The sequence below is a fragment of the Streptomyces sp. NBC_00414 genome, assembly GCF_036038375.1.
Lineage (GTDB): Bacteria > Actinomycetota > Actinomycetes > Streptomycetales > Streptomycetaceae > Streptomyces.
Genome location: NZ_CP107935.1, coordinates 4,700,669 through 4,718,777 on the forward strand (window position 1 = coordinate 4,700,669; position 18,109 = coordinate 4,718,777).

At 71.0% G+C, this 18,109-nt stretch carries 15 protein-coding genes; 6 read left to right on the forward strand and 9 right to left on the reverse strand.

All coding sequences use genetic code 11. The annotated features are described in order from the left end of the window. Nucleotides 1-58: 58 nt before the first annotated feature. The 3 genes from OHS59_RS20200 to OHS59_RS20210 all read left to right on the forward strand — a co-directional run bounded on the left by OHS59_RS20200 (nucleotide 59) and on the right by OHS59_RS20210 (nucleotide 4,193). Nucleotides 59-2,296, forward strand: coding sequence for an acetate--CoA ligase family protein (locus tag OHS59_RS20200; protein ID WP_328494815.1), 2,238 nt, complete (start codon nucleotides 59-61; stop codon nucleotides 2,294-2,296). A 446-nt stretch (nucleotides 2,297-2,742) separates the two neighbouring features. After that, nucleotides 2,743-3,462 carry an enoyl-CoA hydratase/isomerase family protein gene (locus OHS59_RS20205; RefSeq protein WP_328499284.1) on the forward strand — a complete coding sequence of 240 codons (720 nt, stop codon included), beginning with the start codon at nucleotides 2,743-2,745 and terminating at the stop codon, nucleotides 3,460-3,462. Between the two features lie 71 nt (nucleotides 3,463-3,533). After that, on the forward strand, nucleotides 3,534-4,193 hold the full coding sequence (locus OHS59_RS20210; RefSeq protein WP_328494816.1) for a flavin reductase family protein: 660 nt from the start codon (nucleotides 3,534-3,536) through the stop codon (nucleotides 4,191-4,193). A 33-nt stretch (nucleotides 4,194-4,226) separates the two neighbouring features. Here OHS59_RS20210 and OHS59_RS20215 read toward each other — a convergent pair whose 3' ends face one another. Next, on the reverse strand, nucleotides 4,227-5,570 hold the full coding sequence (locus OHS59_RS20215) for an MFS transporter (RefSeq protein WP_328494817.1): 1,344 nt from the start codon (nucleotides 5,568-5,570) through the stop codon (nucleotides 4,227-4,229). A 71-nt stretch (nucleotides 5,571-5,641) separates the two neighbouring features. Here OHS59_RS20215 and OHS59_RS20220 point away from each other — a divergent pair, with 71 nt between their 5' ends. Then, a complete protein-coding gene (locus OHS59_RS20220; protein WP_328494818.1) occupies nucleotides 5,642-6,649 on the forward strand; it encodes a GlxA family transcriptional regulator in 1,008 nt (335 codons plus the stop codon). Between the two features lie 239 nt (nucleotides 6,650-6,888). Here the strand turns inward: OHS59_RS20220 and OHS59_RS20225 are convergent, their stop codons facing one another. The 3 genes from OHS59_RS20225 to OHS59_RS20235 all read right to left on the reverse strand — a co-directional run bounded on the left by OHS59_RS20225 (nucleotide 6,889) and on the right by OHS59_RS20235 (nucleotide 10,108). Continuing rightward, entirely contained in the window at nucleotides 6,889-7,938 is a 1,050-nt protein-coding gene (locus tag OHS59_RS20225; RefSeq protein WP_328494819.1) for a Zn-dependent alcohol dehydrogenase, read from the reverse strand. Between the two features lie 24 nt (nucleotides 7,939-7,962). Continuing rightward, a complete protein-coding gene (locus OHS59_RS20230) occupies nucleotides 7,963-9,105 on the reverse strand; it encodes an acyl-CoA dehydrogenase family protein (protein WP_328494820.1) in 1,143 nt (380 codons plus the stop codon). A gap of 85 nt (nucleotides 9,106-9,190) precedes the next feature. After that, a complete protein-coding gene (locus OHS59_RS20235; RefSeq protein ID WP_328494821.1) occupies nucleotides 9,191-10,108 on the reverse strand; it encodes an SDR family oxidoreductase in 918 nt (305 codons plus the stop codon). Between the two features lie 95 nt (nucleotides 10,109-10,203). Between OHS59_RS20235 and OHS59_RS20240 the strand changes: the two genes are divergently transcribed. Continuing rightward, the gene (locus tag OHS59_RS20240; RefSeq protein ID WP_328494822.1) at nucleotides 10,204-11,130 is read left to right on the forward strand and encodes a cyclase family protein; all 927 of its coding nucleotides are present in this window, start codon (nucleotides 10,204-10,206) and stop codon (nucleotides 11,128-11,130) included. 472 nt (nucleotides 11,131-11,602) lie between these two features. Here OHS59_RS20240 and OHS59_RS20245 read toward each other — a convergent pair whose 3' ends face one another. The 4 genes from OHS59_RS20245 to OHS59_RS20260 all read right to left on the reverse strand — a co-directional run bounded on the left by OHS59_RS20245 (nucleotide 11,603) and on the right by OHS59_RS20260 (nucleotide 15,928). Then, a complete protein-coding gene (locus OHS59_RS20245) occupies nucleotides 11,603-12,133 on the reverse strand; it encodes an ATP-binding protein (RefSeq protein ID WP_328499285.1) in 531 nt (176 codons plus the stop codon). A 516-nt stretch (nucleotides 12,134-12,649) separates the two neighbouring features. Next, nucleotides 12,650-13,570, reverse strand: coding sequence for an acyl-CoA dehydrogenase family protein (locus OHS59_RS20250; protein WP_328494823.1), 921 nt, complete (start codon nucleotides 13,568-13,570; stop codon nucleotides 12,650-12,652). A 4-nt stretch (nucleotides 13,571-13,574) separates the two neighbouring features. Beyond that, nucleotides 13,575-14,729, reverse strand: a complete 1,155-nt coding sequence (locus OHS59_RS20255) for an acyl-CoA dehydrogenase (RefSeq protein WP_328494824.1) — start codon at nucleotides 14,727-14,729, stop codon at nucleotides 13,575-13,577. Continuing rightward, a complete protein-coding gene (locus OHS59_RS20260) occupies nucleotides 14,729-15,928 on the reverse strand; it encodes an amidohydrolase family protein (protein ID WP_328494825.1) in 1,200 nt (399 codons plus the stop codon). Before OHS59_RS20260 ends, OHS59_RS20255 begins: the two co-directional genes overlap by 1 nt. Nucleotides 15,929-16,081: 153 nt before the next feature. On the opposite strand from OHS59_RS20260, the gene OHS59_RS20265 reads away from it, so the two are divergent. Then, the gene (locus tag OHS59_RS20265; RefSeq protein ID WP_328494826.1) at nucleotides 16,082-17,593 is read left to right on the forward strand and encodes a class I adenylate-forming enzyme family protein; all 1,512 of its coding nucleotides are present in this window, start codon (nucleotides 16,082-16,084) and stop codon (nucleotides 17,591-17,593) included. On the opposite strand, the gene OHS59_RS20270 is transcribed toward OHS59_RS20265, so the two are convergent. Beyond that, the gene (locus tag OHS59_RS20270; protein WP_328494827.1) at nucleotides 17,572-18,084 is read right to left on the reverse strand and encodes an EF-hand domain-containing protein; all 513 of its coding nucleotides are present in this window, start codon (nucleotides 18,082-18,084) and stop codon (nucleotides 17,572-17,574) included. The two genes, OHS59_RS20265 and OHS59_RS20270, sit on opposite strands and share 22 nt — an antisense overlap. Between the last annotated feature and the right edge of the window lie 25 nt (nucleotides 18,085-18,109).

Here is an 18,109-nt window from a genome sequence, read left to right on the forward strand (position 1 = left end):
TCTGGCCTGATCTGACGCTGCGTCAGTTATTGGCAGCCACACAGGAGCGGGCGGACCGATGCTTGGATCAACCCACGGCACCCTCACCACCGACTCCCGCCGGGCCAGGGTCATCGCCTGCGGCGAGCAACCGGCCCCTGCCGTGCACGGCAGGCCGGCCGCCACCGACGACCTCGACGTCAGCGGCCGGCCGCTGTACGCCGGTGTACCCGATCTGGACCGCTTCTTCCACCCCGAATCGGTGGCAGTCGTCGGCGCCTCGGACGCCGAAGGACGCCCGAACACCGGCATCACCCGCCAGTTGCTCGCCTGGGCGGAGCGGGTCGGTGCCCGGCTGCACCCGGTGCACCCGACCCGCGAGTCCGTCTTCGGCCTGCGCTGCGTCCCCTCGGTCGCGGACCTGCCCGAACAGGTCGACCTGGCCGTGCTGCTGGTATCCGATCCACTGCCCGTGATCGAGCAACTCGCCGAGACGAAGGTGCGGTTCGCGGTCGCCTTCGCCTCCGGGTTCGCAGAGACCGGGGCGGAGGGCGCCGCCGCACAGGCCAGGCTCGCCGACGCCGTACGGCGCTCGGGACTCCGCTCCGGCCTGCGGCTGCTCGGCCCGAACACCAACCTCAACGCCTTCGAGAAGTTCCGCGACGACCTGGACGGACCGGCGATCGCCCTGATCACCCAGTCGGGACACCAGGGCCGCCCCGTCTTCACCCTCCAGGAACTCGGCATCCGCCTCTCCCACTGGGCGCCCACCGGCAACGAGGCCGACCTGGAGAGCGCCGACTTCATCTCCTACTTCTCCGAACAGCCCGAGGTGGGCGCCATCGCCTGTTATGTCGAGGGCCTCAAGGACGGCCGTTCCTTCCTCCTCTCCGCCGACCGGGCCGCCCGGCGCGGGGTCCCCGTGGTCGCGGTCAAGGTCGGCCGCACCGAGACGGGCGCGCGTACGGCCGCCTCCCACACCGGCAAGCTGACGGGCGCCGACGCGGTGGTGGACGCCGCGATGCGCCAGTACGGGGTCGTCCGTGTCGACGGTCTCGACGAACTCCAGGACACCGCGGCCCTGTTGGCCCGCGCCCGGCCCCCGTCGGCCGAGGGCGTCGCGGTCTACTCGATCTCCGGCGGCACGGGCGCGCACTTCTCCGACCTTGCGACGGCGGCGGGTCTGCACCTCCCCGCCCTCTCCTCCGCCAAGCAGGCCGAACTGCACCAGTGGATACCCGAGTACCTGGACGTCACCAACCCGATCGACAACGGCGGCCATCCCGTCGGCGACTGGCGGGGCCGCAAGATCATCGACGCGATCCTCGCCGACCCGGCCGTCGGGGTGCTGATCTGTCCGATCACGGGCCCCTTCCCGCCCATGAGCGACCGGCTCGCGCAGGACCTGGTGGACGCGGCGGAACAGACGGACAAACTGGTGTGCGTGGTGTGGGGATCACCGGTCGGCACGGAGCCCGCGTACCGCGAGACCCTCCTCGGCTCGTCCCGCGTGGCGACCTTCCGCACCTTCGCGAACTGCATCACGGCGGTACGGGCCCACCTGGAGCACGCCCGCTTCACCGCCTCCTACCGCTCCCCCTTCGACGAGGCGCCCCGCACCCAGTCGCCGTCCTGCCGCAAGGCCCAGGCGCTGATGCGGCCGGGCAGCAGGCTGAGCGAGCACGCGGCGAAACAACTGCTGCGCGCGTACGGGATCCGGGTGCCGCGCGAGCAGTTGGTGACCAGCGCGGCGGCCTCCGTCCGGGCGGCCGGGCTCGTCGGCTACCCCGTCGTCATGAAGGCGTCCGGGGCGCGGCTCGCCCACAAGACGGAACTCGGACTGGTGAAGATCGGCCTCACATCGGCCAGCCAGGTACGGGACGCGTACCGGGAGTTGACCGACATCGCCCGTTACGAGGACGTGTCGCTCGACGGGGTCCTGGTGTGCCAGATGGTGGAGCCGGGTGTCGAGATGGTCGTGGGCGTGACGCACGACGAGCTCTTCGGTCCGACGGTGACGGTCGGGCTCGGCGGGGTTCTGGTGGAAGTCCTCCAGGACACGGCGGTTCGGGTGCCGCCGTTCGGCGAGGACCAGGCGAGGTCGATGCTGGACGAGCTGCGTGGGCGGGCGCTGCTGGACGGTGTCCGCGGGCGCCCTCCGGCCGACCTCGACGCGCTGGTCGAGGTCGTCCTGCGCGTCCAGCGGATGGCCCTCGAACTGGACGGCGAACTATCCGAGCTGGACATCAACCCACTGATGGTCCTGCCCCGCGGCCAGGGTGCCGTTGCCCTGGACGCCCTGGCGATCTGCCGCTAGCCACTGCGTGGGGCTCGGCCCTGGGGGTTGGTCTGTGCGGTGCACTCACGTGGGCGAGGCTCCGCCGGGGTGGCCGCGGATACGTTCTCGCTTGCGGCCGAGTGGCGGCTGGCCGCGCAGTTCCCCGCGCCCCCCAGGGCGCCCGAGGCGCCCTTTGGGGGCGCGGGGAACGGCGCGCTCAACCCCCACCGACCAGCACCCAACACCCCACCCGAAACCCCACCCCCAAGGGGCGCGGGGAACTGCGCGACAAGCCCCCACCCACCCGCACCCAACACCCCGGCCAAGACCACCCACCCCCTCAGGGGCGCGGGGAACGGCGCACCCAGCCCCCACCGGCCCGCGGCCGAGAAGACACCCACCCCACCCCGAGCGGAGCGCACCCGTTGATACGCGACAGCCTCGACAACAACGTCTCCTGGATCACCCTCGACCGCCCAGAAGCCATGAACGCCCTCACCCCCGACCAACGAGACCACCTCATCCACCTCCTGGAGACCGCGTCCGCGGACGCGAACACCCGCGCGGTCGTCCTCACAGCCACCGGCCGAGGTTTCTGCGCAGGCGCAGACCTCCGAGGCACCCAAGGCAACCGGGGCCGACTCCCGGGCGACGTCGCCCGAGTCATCCGAAACGGCGCCCAACGGCTCATCACCGCGGTCCTCGACTGCGAAAAACCGGTGATCGCGGCGGTGAACGGCACCGCGGCCGGCCTGGGCGCCCACCTCGCGTACGCCTGCGACCTGATCCTCGCCGCGGAATCGGCGAGGTTCATCGAGGTGTTCGTACGCCGCGGCCTGGTCCCCGACGGCGGCGGCGCCTACCTCCTCCCCCGTCTGATCGGCCCGCAACGGGCGAAGGAGCTGATGTTCTTCGGCGACGCCCTCACCGCCGCGGACGCCCACCGCCTGGGCCTGGTCAACCGGGTCGTCCCGGACGACGAGCTGGAGAAGACGGCCCGCGCCTGGGCCGAACGCCTCGCCATCGGCCCCACCCGCTCCCTGGCCCTCACCAAACAACTGGTGAACGCCTCCCTGGACTCCGGCCGCGCCACCGCGTTCACCGCCGAGGCCAACGCCCAGGAGATCAACATGACGACATCGGACGCCACAGAAGGCGTAACGGCGTTCGTGGAGCGACGCGACCCGCGCTTCGAGGGCCGCTGAACCACCCACCCGCCACCGCCCCGGCGAACCCCTTCCAATCTGACGCCCCGTCATCTTCAATGGGCGGTGTGATGGGACACGCAGGAATGGCCGCGGCAGCCGTCCGCTACCTGAGGTCGGCCGACGGCCCGAAGGCCGCGGGACCGGTCGAACCGCTCCCGCGTCCGGACCTGCGCGCGGTCGGCGACGACGAACGGGCACCGATCGACCCGGCCGAATTCCGCCGCGTACTCGGGAACTTCGCAACGGGCGTCACCGTCATCACAGCCCCGGCGCCGCCGCCGACCGTCGAACCGCAGGCCGAAGCGGAGGCCGCCCCGACCGGCCCCGCCGGCTTCGCCTGTCAGTCCTTCGCCGCGCTCTCCCTCGACCCGCCCCTGATCGCATTCATGGTGGCGCGTACGTCCACGACCTGGCCGCGTATCGCCCGCGCGGGCGTCTTCTGCGTGAACGTCCTGGGCGCGCACCAGGGCGACCTGTGCCGCGGCTTCGCGGTGAGCGGCTCGGACAAGTTCGCCGGTGTCGCCCACGAACCGTCGCCGGTCTCGGGTTCGCCCCGCCTGACCGGCGCCACGGCGTGGATCGACTGCACGATCCACGCGGTCCACACGGGCGGCGACCACCTGATCGTGGTGGGCAGGGTGGACGCACTGGGCACCCCCGACGGCACCGGTGACGGCGACGCGCCCCTGCTCTTCCACCGCGGCCGCTTCGGCGGCTTCACGAACTGACCCCGGCCGGCCCGACCGCCTCCGCCACCCCGCTCAGGCAGCCCCTCCGGCGAGTACCGCCTTCCCCGGCACCGCCCCGCGCCGGATCACCAGCGCCATCAGCGCGGCCACGGCGCACAGCGCCCCGGAGGCGTACCACATCACGTCGTACTCGCCGAAGGTGTCGCGGACGACTCCCCCGACGAAGGCTACGAGGGCGGCGCCGACCTGGTGGGAGGCGAGGACCCAGCCGAAGACGATCGCGCTGTCGTCCCCGAACCGGTCACGGCACAGGGCGATGGTGGGCGGCACGGTGGCGACCCAGTCGAGGCCGTAGAAGACGATGAAGAAGACCATCGGCGGATGGACCGAGGGGCCGAGGAGCAGCGGGAGGAAGAGGAGGGAGACGCCGCGCAGGGCGTAGTAGACGGCCAGCAGGCGGCGCGGGTCGAAGCGGTCCGTGAACCAGCCGGAGGCGATCGTGCCGACGACGTCGAAGACGCCGATGACCGCGAGGAGCGAGGCGGCTGCCGTGATGGGCATGCGGTGGTCGTGGGCGGCGGGCACGAAGTGGGTCTGGATCAGGCCGTTGGTCGAGGCGCCGCAGATCGCGAACGTCCCCGCGAGCAGCCAGAAGGGTCCCGTGCGCGCGGCGGAGAAGAGAACCTTCACGGCTCGGCGCGCGGCCCCCGGCACGGGCGGCGGCTTCTCGACGAACTCCGTCGCCCCGTACGGCTTGAGGCCCACGTCGGCCGGGTGGTCGCGCAGCAGCAGCCAGACGAACGGCACGACCGCGAGCGCCGCCAGAGCCACGGTCACCGCGGCCGGACGCCAGTCGTGCTCGGAAACGATCCAGGACAGGATCGGCAGGAAGATCAGCTGGCCGGAGGCCGAGGCGGCGGTGAGGATGCCGGTGACCAGGCCGCGCTTCTCGGTGAACCAGCGGTTCGTGACGGTCGCGGCGAAGGCGAGGGCCATCGAGCCGGAGCCCAGCCCGACGAGCAGCCCCCAGCACAGCAGCAGCTGCCACGCGGCGGTCATCCACACCGTGGCGCCGGAGCCGACCGCGATCACGATCAGGGCGAGCGCGACGACCCGCCGGATGCCGAACCGGTCCATCAGCGCGGCGGCGAACGGCGCCGTCAGCCCGTACAGCGCGAGGTTGACGGAGACCGCGAGGCCGATGGTGCCGCGCGACCAGTGGAACTCGTCGTGCAGCGGGTCGATCAGCAGGCCGGGCAGGGAGCGGAAGGCCGCCGCGCCGATGATCGTCACGAAGGTGACCGCGGCCACGAACCACGCCCGGTGCACCCGCGTGCGCCGCCGACGTCCGCTCACGTCGGTTCCGGGGTCCTGCGCGGGTACCGCGTCCGTCGCGGCGTCGGTTGTCTGTGTCACGTCATCGAGCTTCCGTCCTCCGCCCTCCCCGAACGAGTGGCCCGAAGGACAGCATTCGCTAGGATCGGGCCATGGGTACGAACACGTCGCACACCCCCCGCACGCCGGACACCCCGTTCCGCCCGCACCGTGTCGTCGTCCTGGCCCTGGACGGCCTGCTCCCCTTCGAGCTGGGCATCCCGCAGCGCATCTTCGGCCGCGCCGTGGACACGCGGGGCCGGAAGCTGTACGAGATCGTCACCTGCTCGGTCCGGCCGCCGGGCCCGGTCGAGACGGACGCCGACTTCTCCGTGCTGGTCCGGAACGGCCCTGAGGCCCTGGCCACCGCGGACACCGTCGTGATCCCGGCCTCGTACGAGCTCGGCCCGGTGCACGAGGAGGGTGTGCTCACGGAGGAGCTGGCCGCGGCCCTCGCCCTGATCCGGCCGGGCACCCGGCTCGTCTCGATCTGCACCGGCGGGTACGTCCTGGCCGCCGCCGGCCTTCTCGACGGGCGTCCGGCGACCACGCACTGGGCGTCCGCGGAGCACTTCCAACGGCTCTTCCCGAAGGTGCTGGTCGACGCCGACGTGCTGTTCATCGACGACGGGGACATCCTGACCTCCGCCGGTGTCGCGGCGGGCATCGACCTGTGCGTCCACATCGTGCGCCGCGACCACGGCACCGCCGTCGCCAACGAGGTGGCCCGCCGCACGGTCGTGCCTCCGCACCGGGACGGCGGTCAGGCGCAGTACATCCAACGGCCCGTGCCCGAAGCGCAGTTGTCGTCCACGATCGCGGCCCGTGCCTGGGCGCTGAGCCGGTTGCACGAGCCGATCCAGTTGCGGGACATGGCCGAGCAGGAGGCGATGTCGGTGCGGACGTTCACGCGGCGGTTCCGGGAGGAGGCCGGGATCAGCCCCGGGCAGTGGCTCACCCAGCAGCGCGTCGAACGCGCGCGGCACCTCCTGGAGTCCACGGCTCTCTCGATCGACCAGGTCGCGCAGGACTCCGGCTTCGGCACGGCCCAGTCGATGCGCCAACACCTCCAATCAACCTTGGGCGTCACCCCCACCGCATACCGCCGCACCTTCCGCTGACACCGGTCACCACCTGAGGCCCCCCGCTGCGCCGCTACTACCCAGGGGCGCGGGGAACGGCGCAGTCTTGCGTCTTTAGGGGCGCGGGGAACGGCGCAGTCTTTTAGGGGCGCGGGGAACGGCGCAATCTTGTGTCGTTTAGGGGCGCGGGGAACGGCGCAATCCTTTGGCCCCGCCCCACCGGCCCGCAGCCAAATCCGAACCCGATCCCGATCCCGACGGGGTACTAGGGCGCAGCCCTAGAAGGTAAGTACAGCCCGGGCAACCCGCCCACCCCCCGCATCGGCCGCAGCCTTCTCGAACTCCTCCACCGGATACGTGTCCGTCACCAACTCGTCCAGCAACAACCGCCCCTCCACATACATCCGCGCGTACAGCGCAACATCCCGCTGCGGCCGAGAAGACCCGTACCGGCACCCCAGGATCGACTTGTCCAGATACATCGACGAGACGAGGAAGGACGCCTCGGCGCCGGCGGGCGGCACCCCCAGCAGCACGGCCTGCCCGTGCCGGTCGAGCAGATCGACGGCCTGCCGTACGAGCTCGACCCGGCCCACGCACTCGAAGACATGGTCCGCACCGGTCGGCAGGATGTCCCGCACCCCCTCCGTGGAGGTGAGGAAGTGCCCGGCCCCGAACCGCCGCGCGACGGCCTCCTTCGCTGGGTTCGAGTCCACCGCCACCACCGTGCCCGCTCCGGCGATCCGCGCGCCCTGGATCACGTTGAGCCCGATCCCGCCCGTGCCGATGACGACGACGCTGTCCCCGTGGTCCACCCGCGCCCGGTTCAGCACGGCCCCGACCCCCGTCAGCACCCCGCACCCGATCAGGGCGGCCGACGCCATCGGGATGTCCTTCGGGATCCGTACCGCCTGCACGGCCTTCACCAACGTCCGTTCGGCGAAGGCGGAGTTCGACGCGAACTGGTACAGCGGCTGTCCGGCGCGTACGAACGGCCGCTGCGGCATCCCGATGGCCTTGCGGCACATGGTGGGCCGCCCCCGGTCGCACTCGGCGCACGCACCGCAGTTCGCGAGCGTGGACAGGGAGACATGGTCACCGGGCTGCACATGCGTGACCCCGGCGCCCACCTCCGCCACGACGCCCGCGCCCTCATGGCCGAGCACCACGGGTACGGGGAAGGGAATGGTCCCGTCCACCACGGACAGGTCGCTGTGGCACAGCCCGGCCGCCGAGACCGAGACCAGCACCTCGCCCGGCCCCGGATCCCGTATCTCCAGGTCGTCCACCACCTGGGCCTGCTTGCCGTCGAAGACCACGCCCCTCATGTCACACTCCTCGTCGCACCCATCTCAGCCCTTCGCTTCCCGGGGAAGGCCGAGCACGCGCTCGGCGATGATCGTGCGCTGGATCTCGTCCGAGCCGCCGTAGATGGTGTCGGCCCGGCTGAAGAGGAAGAGGTGCTGGAGCTCGTCCAGTCGGTACGGCGCCCCGGCCGTCCAGTCCGCCGGCCCGACCGCCGCGCCCGCGCCCCGTACCCGCATCGCCAGTTCGCCGAGCCGCTGATGCCACCGGCCCCACAGCAGCTTGGCCACACTGGGGGCACCCCGGTCGGCCGAACTCCCCAGTGTCCGCAGGGCGTTCCACCGCATGGTGCGCAGCTCGGCCCACTGCCGTACGAGCAGGTCGCGGACGACCGGGTCGTCGGCCGCGCCCGTGGCGACGGCGACCTCCACCACCCGCGCCAGCTCCTGTGCGAAGCCGATCTGCTGGGCCAGCGTGGAGACACCCCGCTCGAAGCCGAGGAGGCTCATCGCGACCTGCCAGCCGTCGCCCTCGGCGCCGACGACGTGCTCCACGCTCGCGCGGGCCCCGTCGAAGAAGACCTCGTTGAACTCGCTGGTCCCGGTCATCTGCCGGATCGGCCTGACCTCGATCCGGCCGGGCTGGTCCATGGGTACGAGGAGGAAACTCAGCCCGCGATGTCTGCGGGAGCCCGCCTCCGTTCGCGCCAGTACGAAGCACCAGTCCGCCTCGTGCGCCAGCGAGGTCCAGATCTTCTGCCCGCTGATCCGATAGGTGCCCGCCTCCCGCACGGCCTCGGTACGGATCCCGGCGAGGTCGGATCCGGCCCCGGGTTCGCTGTAGCCCTGGCACCAGAGTTCGTCACCGGAGGCGATGGGCGGCAGGAACCGGGCCTTCTGCTCGTCGCTCCCGTGCGCGATGAGAGTGGGAGCGAGGAGCTTCTCCCCGATGTGCCCACTGCGGGCGGGCGCCCGGGCCCGTGCGTACTCCTCGGCCCACACCACCTGCCGCCCGACCCCGACCGCCCGATTTCCGTATCCCTCCGCCCCCCACCCGATCCCGATCCACCCGTCCTTCCCGAGCGTCCGCTCCCACCCCCGCCGATCCCCGCCCCAGGGAACATGCCCGGCCAGCCACCCCCGCACTTCCCCCCGAAACGCCTCGTCCTCCGACGTGACCCCGAATTCCACCGTGTCCTCCAACCGCCCTTTTTGGGGGCGCGGGGAACTGCGCGACAAGCCACAGCGGACCCGCGCCAGCCGATTGCCTCAGCCCCTACGGCGCCCTCTTCGCACCGCGGGCGACGCGAGCCGCCCGCTCCATCTCCGCCACCCGCGCAAGCAACGGCATGGGGTCCACCCCAACAGTCCCGGGCAGGAAGTCAGCGATCCGCTCAGGCGTCCACCCCCCCTCCGCGTACCCCGAACGGAGTTCCCTCGGCTGTGCCCACACGGCGATCTTCGGCCCCGCGACCGTGTACACCTGCCCGGTGATCCCCTCCTCCCGGGCCCGCTCGGACAGCAGGTAGACCACGAGCGCGGCCACGTCCTCCGGCTCGCCGATCTCCGTCAGCTCCATCGGCACGTTCGCCGACATCCGCGTACGGGCGACCGGCGCGACCGCGTTCGCCGTGACCCCGTACTTGTGGAGCCCGAGCGCGGCGCTGCGGACGAGCGAGATGATCCCGCCTTTCGCGGCGCTGTAGTTGGCCTGCGAGACGGACCCCTGGTGGTTGCCGCTGGTGAACCCGATCAGCGTGCCCGAACCCTGCTTGCGCATCACGGCCGAAGCCGCGCGGAACACGGTGAACGTGCCCTTCAGATGGGTGGCGATCACCGGGTCCCACTCGTCCTCGGACATGTTGAAGAGCATCCGTTCGCGCAGGATCCCGGCCACGCAGACGACCCCGTCGAGCCGCCCGTACGCCTCCAGGGCGGTGTCGACGATCCGCTGTCCGCCGGCCATGGTGGAGATGTCGTCGGCCACCGCCACCGCTTCCCCGCCGGCCTCCCCGATCTCCTTGACGACGGCGTCGGCGACCGAACTCGTCGGCTCCGAGCCCTCGATCGACACCCCGTAGTCGTTGACGACGACCCGTGCGCCCTCGGCCGCGGCCGCCAGTGCCACCGCGCGTCCGATGCCCCGGCCCGCCCCGGTCACGGCGACGACCCTGTCCGCCAAGAAGTTCCCCACGCCCCGGCCCCTTCCCGCAGTTTCTGACGGTCCGTTAGATTTGACTCGATTCTACGACCCGTCAGATACCTGGAGACAAGCCCCGGGGAGGACTCATGTCACTGCCGGCCGAGTTCCACGAGATCGCCAAGCGCGTGAACAACTGGGGGCGTTGGGGTGCCGACGACGAGATCGGCACCCTGAACCTGATCACCGACGAGGTCGTGCGCGAGGCCGCCGCGAGTGTCCGTTCCGGCCGCCGCGTACCGCTCGCGCTCCCCCTGCGCCAGGGCGGCGTACAGACGGGGATGATCCCGGGGCGGGTCGATCCGCTGCACACGATGGTGCAGATCAATCAGGAGCTGTTCGGTCCCGGCACGATCGCGTGCAGCGACGACGCCGTGACGATGGGCCTTCAGGCGGCCACCCACTGGGACGCGCTCAGTCATGTCTCGCACTCGGGCAAGCTCTACAACGGCCGCCCCGCCGACAGCATCACGGCACACGGTGGCGCCGAGTTCACCGGCATCGACAAGCCCCGGCACATCGTCTCGCGCGGTGTCCTGCTGGACGTGGCCCGCGCGCTCGGCGTGGAGCGCCTCGACAGCGGGCACGCGGTGACCCCGGAGAACCTGGAAGCGGCCGAGGAGATGAGCGGCACGAAGGTCGGCGTGGGCGACATCGTCCTCGTACGCACCGGTCAGGTCCAGCTCCTCCTCGCGGGCGACCGGGAGGCGTACGCTTTTCCCTCCCCCGGCCTGTCCGTGCGCACCCCGGAGTGGTTCCACGCCCGCGATGTCGCGGCGGTCGCGAACGACACTCTCACTTTTGAGATATTTCCTCCCGAGATAGAGGATCTGTGGCTGCCCGTCCACGGGCTCCACCTGGTCGAGATGGGCATGCTTCAGGGCCAGAACTGGAATCTCGAAAGGTTGTCCACAGCCTGTGGAGAAGTCGGGCGCCATACGTTCCTGCTGTCGGCGATGCCCGAACCGTTCGTCGGCGGCACGGGAACCCCCGTGGCACCGGTCGCGATCCTCTGACGAGAACCGGACACCTGGAGCCGAAGGCCCGGGAACCGAGGGCCGGTTGGCGGCGCGTCTCCCCCACGTGCGACCACGCCCGGGCGGAAGGGACTCCCGCCCCGCCCCGAGCGCGGCGTCGCGCGCCGCCATCCGGCTCTCCGGCGCGCCCGCCCCTGGCCCCACAGGAGCCGACGCCGAATCACGATCCGCGCTCGCCGAGGGCTCCCGTCACCGGAGACCTCGACGTCCCCTCACGGCGAATCGCTGAACACAAGCGTGACGAAACGGACACGCCCCGTCAACACCTGTTCGGGGATTCATACCTTAAGGGCGCTTTGTGACCCTCACGGAAGGAAGCACGGCCCGGCGCACTCGACAGCAGCGAACGCCCGGGCCCTGGACTCCGTGCCACCCGTGCGCCAGCGGGCGCACCCGTGCCCGAGCGCCCGCTCCCGCGTGACGGGCCCTGGACCCCGGGTACCCCACGGTTCTAGACGGCCTCGTACGCCAGATCCCCGTACACGACCGGAGACACGGTCGAGGACACCGCCGGAGAGACCAACGGAGCCGCGTCGCAGCCCGTGGCGACGGTGGCCGCCGACGAACATCGGTCCACCTCGCACCAGATGCGTTTGCCGGCACCCTCGGCGCTCCAGCCCCACCGGTCGGCGAGACCGTCGACGAGTGCGAGGCCACGGCCGTTGGTGTCGTCGCCGTCGGCGCAGCGCGGGCGCGGTGCCCGGGTGCTGGCATCGGCCACTTCCAGGCGGACGGTGGCGGCGACCTCGCCGACGGCCCGCTCACCGGCTGTCGGCGCGGTCGCCGCGTCCGGCACGAACAGACGCAGGACGGCCGGACGGCCGGTGTGCACCACGGCGTTGGTGACCAGCTCCGAGACGAGCAGGATCAGCGTCTCGGCCAGCGGCTCATCGGCCTCTATCCCGGAACCCGCGAGCCGCGAACGGGCCCACCTCCGGGCTCGCCCCACCTCCGCGGGGTCGGGCCTGATCTCCAGCTGCACTTGAAGCACCTGCACCGCTCACACCATCCGAACCGGCGGACACATCGCCTCGCGCCTCGCAAGGGCCACGATCGTGGTCAGAAAAGGGCTCACGGAATGTGATTCCCTCAGGAGACAGCATGGTTGACGTACAGTCACCCCGCCAAGCGCTTCGGGCATATTCCAGCGCGAAGGAGTACGCGTGCGGCATACTGTGCGACGCTCGCCGCGGGGAGTCGAACAGGCAGGAACGGTCCTGCTTCCCGCCTTGCGAGCGGCGCGCATCGCCGGATCCGGGGCTGCCCCAGGGGCAACACCGTGATGGCCCGGCCTCAGAACCACTCGCATCCCACACAAGGTACCGGAGCAGGCCGCCGACTCCAGGCCGTGACGAGTCACGCGTAGGACACAACCCGATATCAACGCTCGGTAATTCCGGTATGCCACGTTCCGCGACTTCCGCCCCCTCGCGACCCACCCCGGCCCGCCTCCGAGTGCCACGATCCGCGGCATTCGGCTCGGAGCGGCTCGGCGGGTTCACGTCCCGGCCCGTGCCGCCGACGCCAGCAGGTCCTGCGCGAGCGCCTCCTCGGCCGCCGCGGCACCCTCCCCGCGCCGGGCCCGCGACCAGGCCCGTTTGAGGTGCAGGTGTACGTCCGACTCCCAGGTGAATCCCATACCGCCGTGCACCTGGAGGCAGTCGCGGGCCCCGCGCTCGGCGGCGTCGTCGGCCAGCAGCCGGGCCGCCGCGATGTCGAGCGGATCACCGGTGACGGCTGCCGCGTACACCGCCGCGCGGGCCACTTCCACCCGCACCAGCATCTCCGAGCACAGGTGTTTCACCGCCTGGAAGGCTCCGATCGGCTGCCCGAACTGCTCGCGGGTCCGGGCGTGTTGCACGGCCAGCGCACAGGTCCGCGCGGCCGAGCCGAGCTGCTCGGCGGCGGTCAGCAGCGACGCGACCGGGTCGGGGGGAGCCGGACGGGGCACCCGGTGCAGCGGTGTCAGCGGGTCGACGGAGCGCAGGGCGACGGCGCCCGTCACATCGCCCCGAACGGCGTCCGCCTCGTCCAGCCATTCGACGAGCGTGCCGTCGACGGCGGCGACGACGCACTCGCCGGTGGCCGCCCCGGGCACTTCTCCGGCTGCGAGGTGAGTGGCCACGAGCGGTCCCGGCAGCAGCGCCCGGCCGGCCTCCTCGAAGGCCAGGACCGCCTCGGGAAGCCCCAGCCCGACCCCGCCCCGCTCCTCCGGGAGCCGCAGCGCGAAGAACCCGGCCTCGCCCAACTCGCGCCAGAGCGCTCGGTCGAGACCACCGACCGCCACCCGGCCACCGGAACCTTCTCCCTCCGGCGGGTCCACGGCGGCCCGCAGCCGCTCCCGCCCGAACCGCCGCACCAGCAGCTCGCGTACCCCGGCCCGTAAAGCCCTTTGATCGTCCGTGAGTTGGAAGTCCATCAGGTCACCGGCCCTTCGGAAGGCCCAGGATCCGCTCGGCCACGATGTTCCGCTGGATCTGCGAGGTCCCGGCCGCGATGGTGTACGAGAGCGACGACAGCCGGTCGACCGTCCACTCCCTGCCGAGATCGAGCCCCTCGGGCCCGAGCACCTCGGCCGCGGTGTCGTACAGCTCCTGACGCGCCTGCGAGTAACGCAGCTTGAAGACCGAGCCACCCATGCCGGGGACCCCGCCCACCCGCTCCGACTCGCTCACGTTCCACTGCGTGAGCCGCCACAGGGCCCGAAACTCGGCGTTGAGCCTGCCGAGCCGGCGGCGCAACGGCACGTCGTCCCACCGGCCGTTCTTCCGGGCCTCGCGCGCGAGTTCACCCAGAACCCGCCGACAGGCCACCACCTCGCCCACGAAGGCGGTGCCGCGTTCGAAGGACAGGGTCACCATGGTCACGCGCCAGCCGTCGTTCTCCTCGCCGACCCGGTTGGCGACGGGCACCCGCACCTCGTCGAGGAACACCTCGGCGAACTCGGCGGACCCGGCGAGGGTGCGCAGTGGACGTACCGTGATGCCCGGGGCGTCCATCGGCATCGCGAGCCAGGTGATCCCCCGGTGTCTGGGGGCCTTCGCGTCCGTCCGCACCAACAGCTCGCACCAGTCGGCGACTTCGGCGTGCGAGGTCCAGATCTTGGAACCGCTGACCACGTAGTCGTCGCCGTCCCGCCGCGCGCGCGTGCGCAGCGACGCGAGGTCGGAGCCGGCGTCCGGTTCGCTGAACCCCTGGCACCACACCTCCTCGCCGCGCAGCACAGGCGGCAGCCAGCGCGCCCGCTGCCCGGCGCTCCCCTCGGCCGCGATGGTCGGCCCGGCATGCAGCAGCCCGACGAAATTGGCCCCTACGTAGGGGGCACCCGCCTTCTCGGTCTCCTCCAGAAAGATCAGATGCCGGGTAGGCGTGGCACCACGACCCCCCACCTCCACGGGCCAGTGCAGCCCCGCGTACCCGGCGTCGTACAGCAGTCGCTGCCACCCGAGGTCGTACGCGCGCCGCGCCGGCCAGTCGTCGGCCGAGGGCTTCGGAGGCAACCCGGGGAGCACCTCTCCAAGCCACTCCCGCAACCGCGCCCGGAACTCCTCGTCCTCGTCCGAGTACGAAAGATCCATTACCTGTCGCGGTCCAGGTCGAGGCCCAGCATGCGGATGGCGTTGCCCCGCATCAGCTTGTAGACGGTCTCGTCGTCGAGGCCCTTCACATGGTCGAGGGCGACCTCCTTGGTGTGCGGGAAGGTCGAGTCGACGTGCGGATAGTCGGTCTCGAAGGTCGCGTTGTCCCGCCCGACGACATCCAGCGAGGCGACCCCGTGCTTGTCACGGAAGAAGCAGCAGAAGATCTGCCGGTAGTAGTACGTGGACGGCGGCTCGGGGATGAGATCCCTGACCCCGCCCCAGGCCCGGTGCTCCTCCCACACGTCGTCGGCACGCTCCAGCGCGTACGGGATCCACCCCATCTGCCCCTCGCTGTACGCCAGCTTGAGCCGCGGGAACTTCACCAGCACCCCGCTGAACAGGAAGTCCATCATCGAGGCCATGGCGTTGTTGAAGCTCAGGGACGCCTGGACGGCGGGCGGCGCGTCCGGCGAGGCGGCGGGCATCTGACTGCTGCTGCCGATATGCATGTTGACGACCGTTCCGGTCTCCTGGCAGACGGCGAAGAACGGGTCCCAGTAGCCGGAGTGGATGGACGGCAGTCCCAGGTGGGTGGGGATCTCGGAGAAGGTCACGGCCTTCACGCCCCGGGCCGCGTTGTGCCGTATCTCGGCGACGGCGAGGTCGATGTCCCAGAGCGGAATGATGCACAGCGGGATCAGCCGTCCCCCACTGTCCCCGCACCACTCCTCGACCATGAAGTCGTTGTAGGCGCGCACGCAGGCCAGCGCGACCTCCTTGTCGTGCGCCTCGGCGAAGGTCTGCCCGCAGAACCGCGGGAAGGTCGGGAAGCACAGGCTCCCCTCCACATGGTTGGCGTCCATGTCCTTGAGCCGCTCGACCGGGTCCCAGCACCCGGGCCGCATCTCCGCGCGCGTGATGCCCTCCAGGGTCATCTCGTCCCGGTCGAAGCCGACGGCGGCGATGTTGCGCTTGTACGGGAACTTCAGGTCCTCGTAGATCCACCAGTCGGTCGGCGGCCCGTCCGGGTCCATCGTGATCCGGTACTTGCCCGCCACGTAGGCCAGTTCGCCGATACCGGCCGTCAGCGGTTTGGGGCCGCGGTCCCGGTACTTCTTCGGCAGCCAGGTCTCGAAGAGGTGCGCGGGCTCGATCACATGGTCGTCGACGCTGATGATCCGAGGCAGTTCGGTCATGAGTCCAGCCCTCTCCGGCGGCAAATCTGATGATCCGTCAGAATGCAGGCTAGCTCCGCACCCCTGGACCGACAAGGCACCGAGGCCTACGCTCTGCACGCAACCTGACTACCCGTCAGTTCCACTCTCGCGTCAGCGGTGAGGAGTACGGGCATGCCCACGGACACCGCACACGAACTCGGCGCCTCGCGCACCTTCTGGGAACTCGTCGAACGCCGAGCCGCACTCACCCCCGACCGCCCGGTCCTCCTCCAGGACGACCGCACCCTGACCTTCGAGGAGCTGCGCTCCGGCGCCGAGCGGACCGCGGCAGGCCTCCACGACATGGGCGTACACCCCGGCACCGTGGTCGCCTGGCAACTGCCGACCCGCATGGAGACCGTGCTCCTCGCGATGGCCCTGACGCGACTGGGCGCGATCCAGTCCCCGGTCATCCCCTTCTACCGCGACCGGGAGGTGTCCTTCGCGCTCAGCGCATCGCAGGCGGCGTTCTTCGCCGTACCCGGCACCTGGCGCGGCTTCGACCACACCGCCATGGCCGAACGCATAGCTGCTCCCCACACATTCGAGGCATACGACGAACTCCCCACCGGAGACCCCGCGTCGCTCCCCGCGCCACCCTCCTCCGGTACGGACGTGCGCTGGATCTACTGGACCTCCGGCACGACGTCCGACCCCAAGGGCGTACTGCACACGGACCGTTCACTGATCGCGGGCGGCTCCTGCCTGGCCCACGCCCTGCACCTGTCGGCGTCAGACGTCGGCTCCGTCGCGTTCCCCTTCGCGCACATAGGCGGCCCGGACTACCTGGTGATGCTGCTGCTGTACGGGTTCCCGGCCGTCCTCTTCGAGAAGTTCGCGCTGCCGGACGCCCTGGAGGGCTATCGCAAGCACGGGGTGACGGTGGCGGGCGGTTCCACGGCTTTCTACTCGATGTTCCTGGCCGAGCAGCGCAAGCAGCCGGACATGAAGCTCATCCCGACCCTGCGCCTGCTGGCCGGCGGCGGCGCGCCCAAGCCCCCCGAGATCCACCACGCGGTCGTGCACGAGATGGGGGTCGGACTCACCCACGGCTACGGCATGACAGAGGTCCCGATGATCACCATGGGCTCACCGGACGACACCGAGGAGAACCTGGCGACCACGGAAGGGAAGCCCCCACCGGGCATGGAGATCCGGATCACGGACGACGAGATACGCCTGCGCGGTGAAGCGGTCTGCAGCGGCTATCTCGACCCGGCCCAGACAGCGGAGGCCTTCGACGACGACGGCTTCCTGATCACCGGGGATCTCGGACACCTCACCCCCACCGGCCACCTCGTCCTGACGGGCCGCCTGAAGGACGTCATCATCCGCAAGGGCGAGAACATCAGCGCCAAGGAGGTGGAGGACCTGCTGCACCGCCATCCGGCCGTCGCGGACGCGGCGGTGATCGGCCTCCCCGACGCGGAGCGAGGAGAACGGGTCTGCGCGGTGATCGAACAGCCGCCCGGAAGCGAGCCGCTCACCCTCGCGACCGTCACGGCCCATCTGCGCGCGGAAGGACTGTCCACTCACAAGCTGCCGGAGCAACTGGAGGTGGTGGACGCCCTTCCGCGCAACGAGACTCTGCGCAAGGTGCTCAAGTACCGCCTCAGGGAGCGTTACTCGGGCACCGTGAAGTAGCGGGCGAAGGCACTCACGATGTCGGGCTCGGTGACGACTCCGTCGGCGTCCGAGTCGAGGGCGCCGGCCGCGCTGGCGGCCGTCTCCCCGGGCACGCCGAGGGCCTTGAGGATCCGCGCGGTCTCGTCGAGGGTCACGGAGCCGTCCCCGTCGCCGTCCGCCACGGCGAGCGCCGCGTCCAGGAAGGGGCGGGCGATCTCGGCGAACCGGTCGGGGTTGTCCCGCAGTCGCTTCACGGCTCCGTTCACGAACTCCTCGCGCGTGATGCGCTGGTCCCCGTCACGGTCCGCTATTCCGGCCATGCCCTGCCAGAAGGCTTCCGCGCCGATGTAGAGGGCCTGGCCCTTGTCGCACCGGGCCGTCGTGCCGAACTCGGCGAGCAGCGCCTTCGTCGCCGCGTTGAAGTCCTCGCGGTCGATATAGCCGTTGCCGTCCTGGTCGAAGCCTGCGAACCGGGCGGCGATCTTCCGCTCGTACTCGGTACTGACCATGTCTTTCGGGCCGCCTTACATCACG

Bases quoted from the DNA above. Each gene is read 5' to 3' on its own strand.
- OHS59_RS20200 (WP_328494815.1), top strand. From the start codon at position 59: ATGCTTGGATCAACCCACGGCACCCTCACCACCGACTCCCGCCGGGCC.
- OHS59_RS20205 (WP_328499284.1), top strand. From the start codon at position 2,743: ATGAACGCCCTCACCCCCGACCAACGAGACCACCTCATCCACCTCCTG.
- OHS59_RS20210 (WP_328494816.1), top strand. From the start codon at position 3,534: ATGGGACACGCAGGAATGGCCGCGGCAGCCGTCCGCTACCTGAGGTCG.
- OHS59_RS20220 (WP_328494818.1), top strand. From the start codon at position 5,642: ATGGGTACGAACACGTCGCACACCCCCCGCACGCCGGACACCCCGTTC.
- OHS59_RS20225 (WP_328494819.1), bottom strand. From the start codon at position 7,938: ATGAGGGGCGTGGTCTTCGACGGCAAGCAGGCCCAGGTGGTGGACGAC.
- OHS59_RS20240 (WP_328494822.1), top strand. From the start codon at position 10,204: ATGTCACTGCCGGCCGAGTTCCACGAGATCGCCAAGCGCGTGAACAAC.
- OHS59_RS20250 (WP_328494823.1), bottom strand. From the start codon at position 13,570: ATGGACTTCCAACTCACGGACGATCAAAGGGCTTTACGGGCCGGGGTA.
- OHS59_RS20255 (WP_328494824.1), bottom strand. From the start codon at position 14,729: ATGGATCTTTCGTACTCGGACGAGGACGAGGAGTTCCGGGCGCGGTTG.
- OHS59_RS20260 (WP_328494825.1), bottom strand. From the start codon at position 15,928: ATGACCGAACTGCCTCGGATCATCAGCGTCGACGACCATGTGATCGAG.
- OHS59_RS20265 (WP_328494826.1), top strand. From the start codon at position 16,082: ATGCCCACGGACACCGCACACGAACTCGGCGCCTCGCGCACCTTCTGG.
- OHS59_RS20270 (WP_328494827.1), bottom strand. From the start codon at position 18,084: ATGGTCAGTACCGAGTACGAGCGGAAGATCGCCGCCCGGTTCGCAGGC.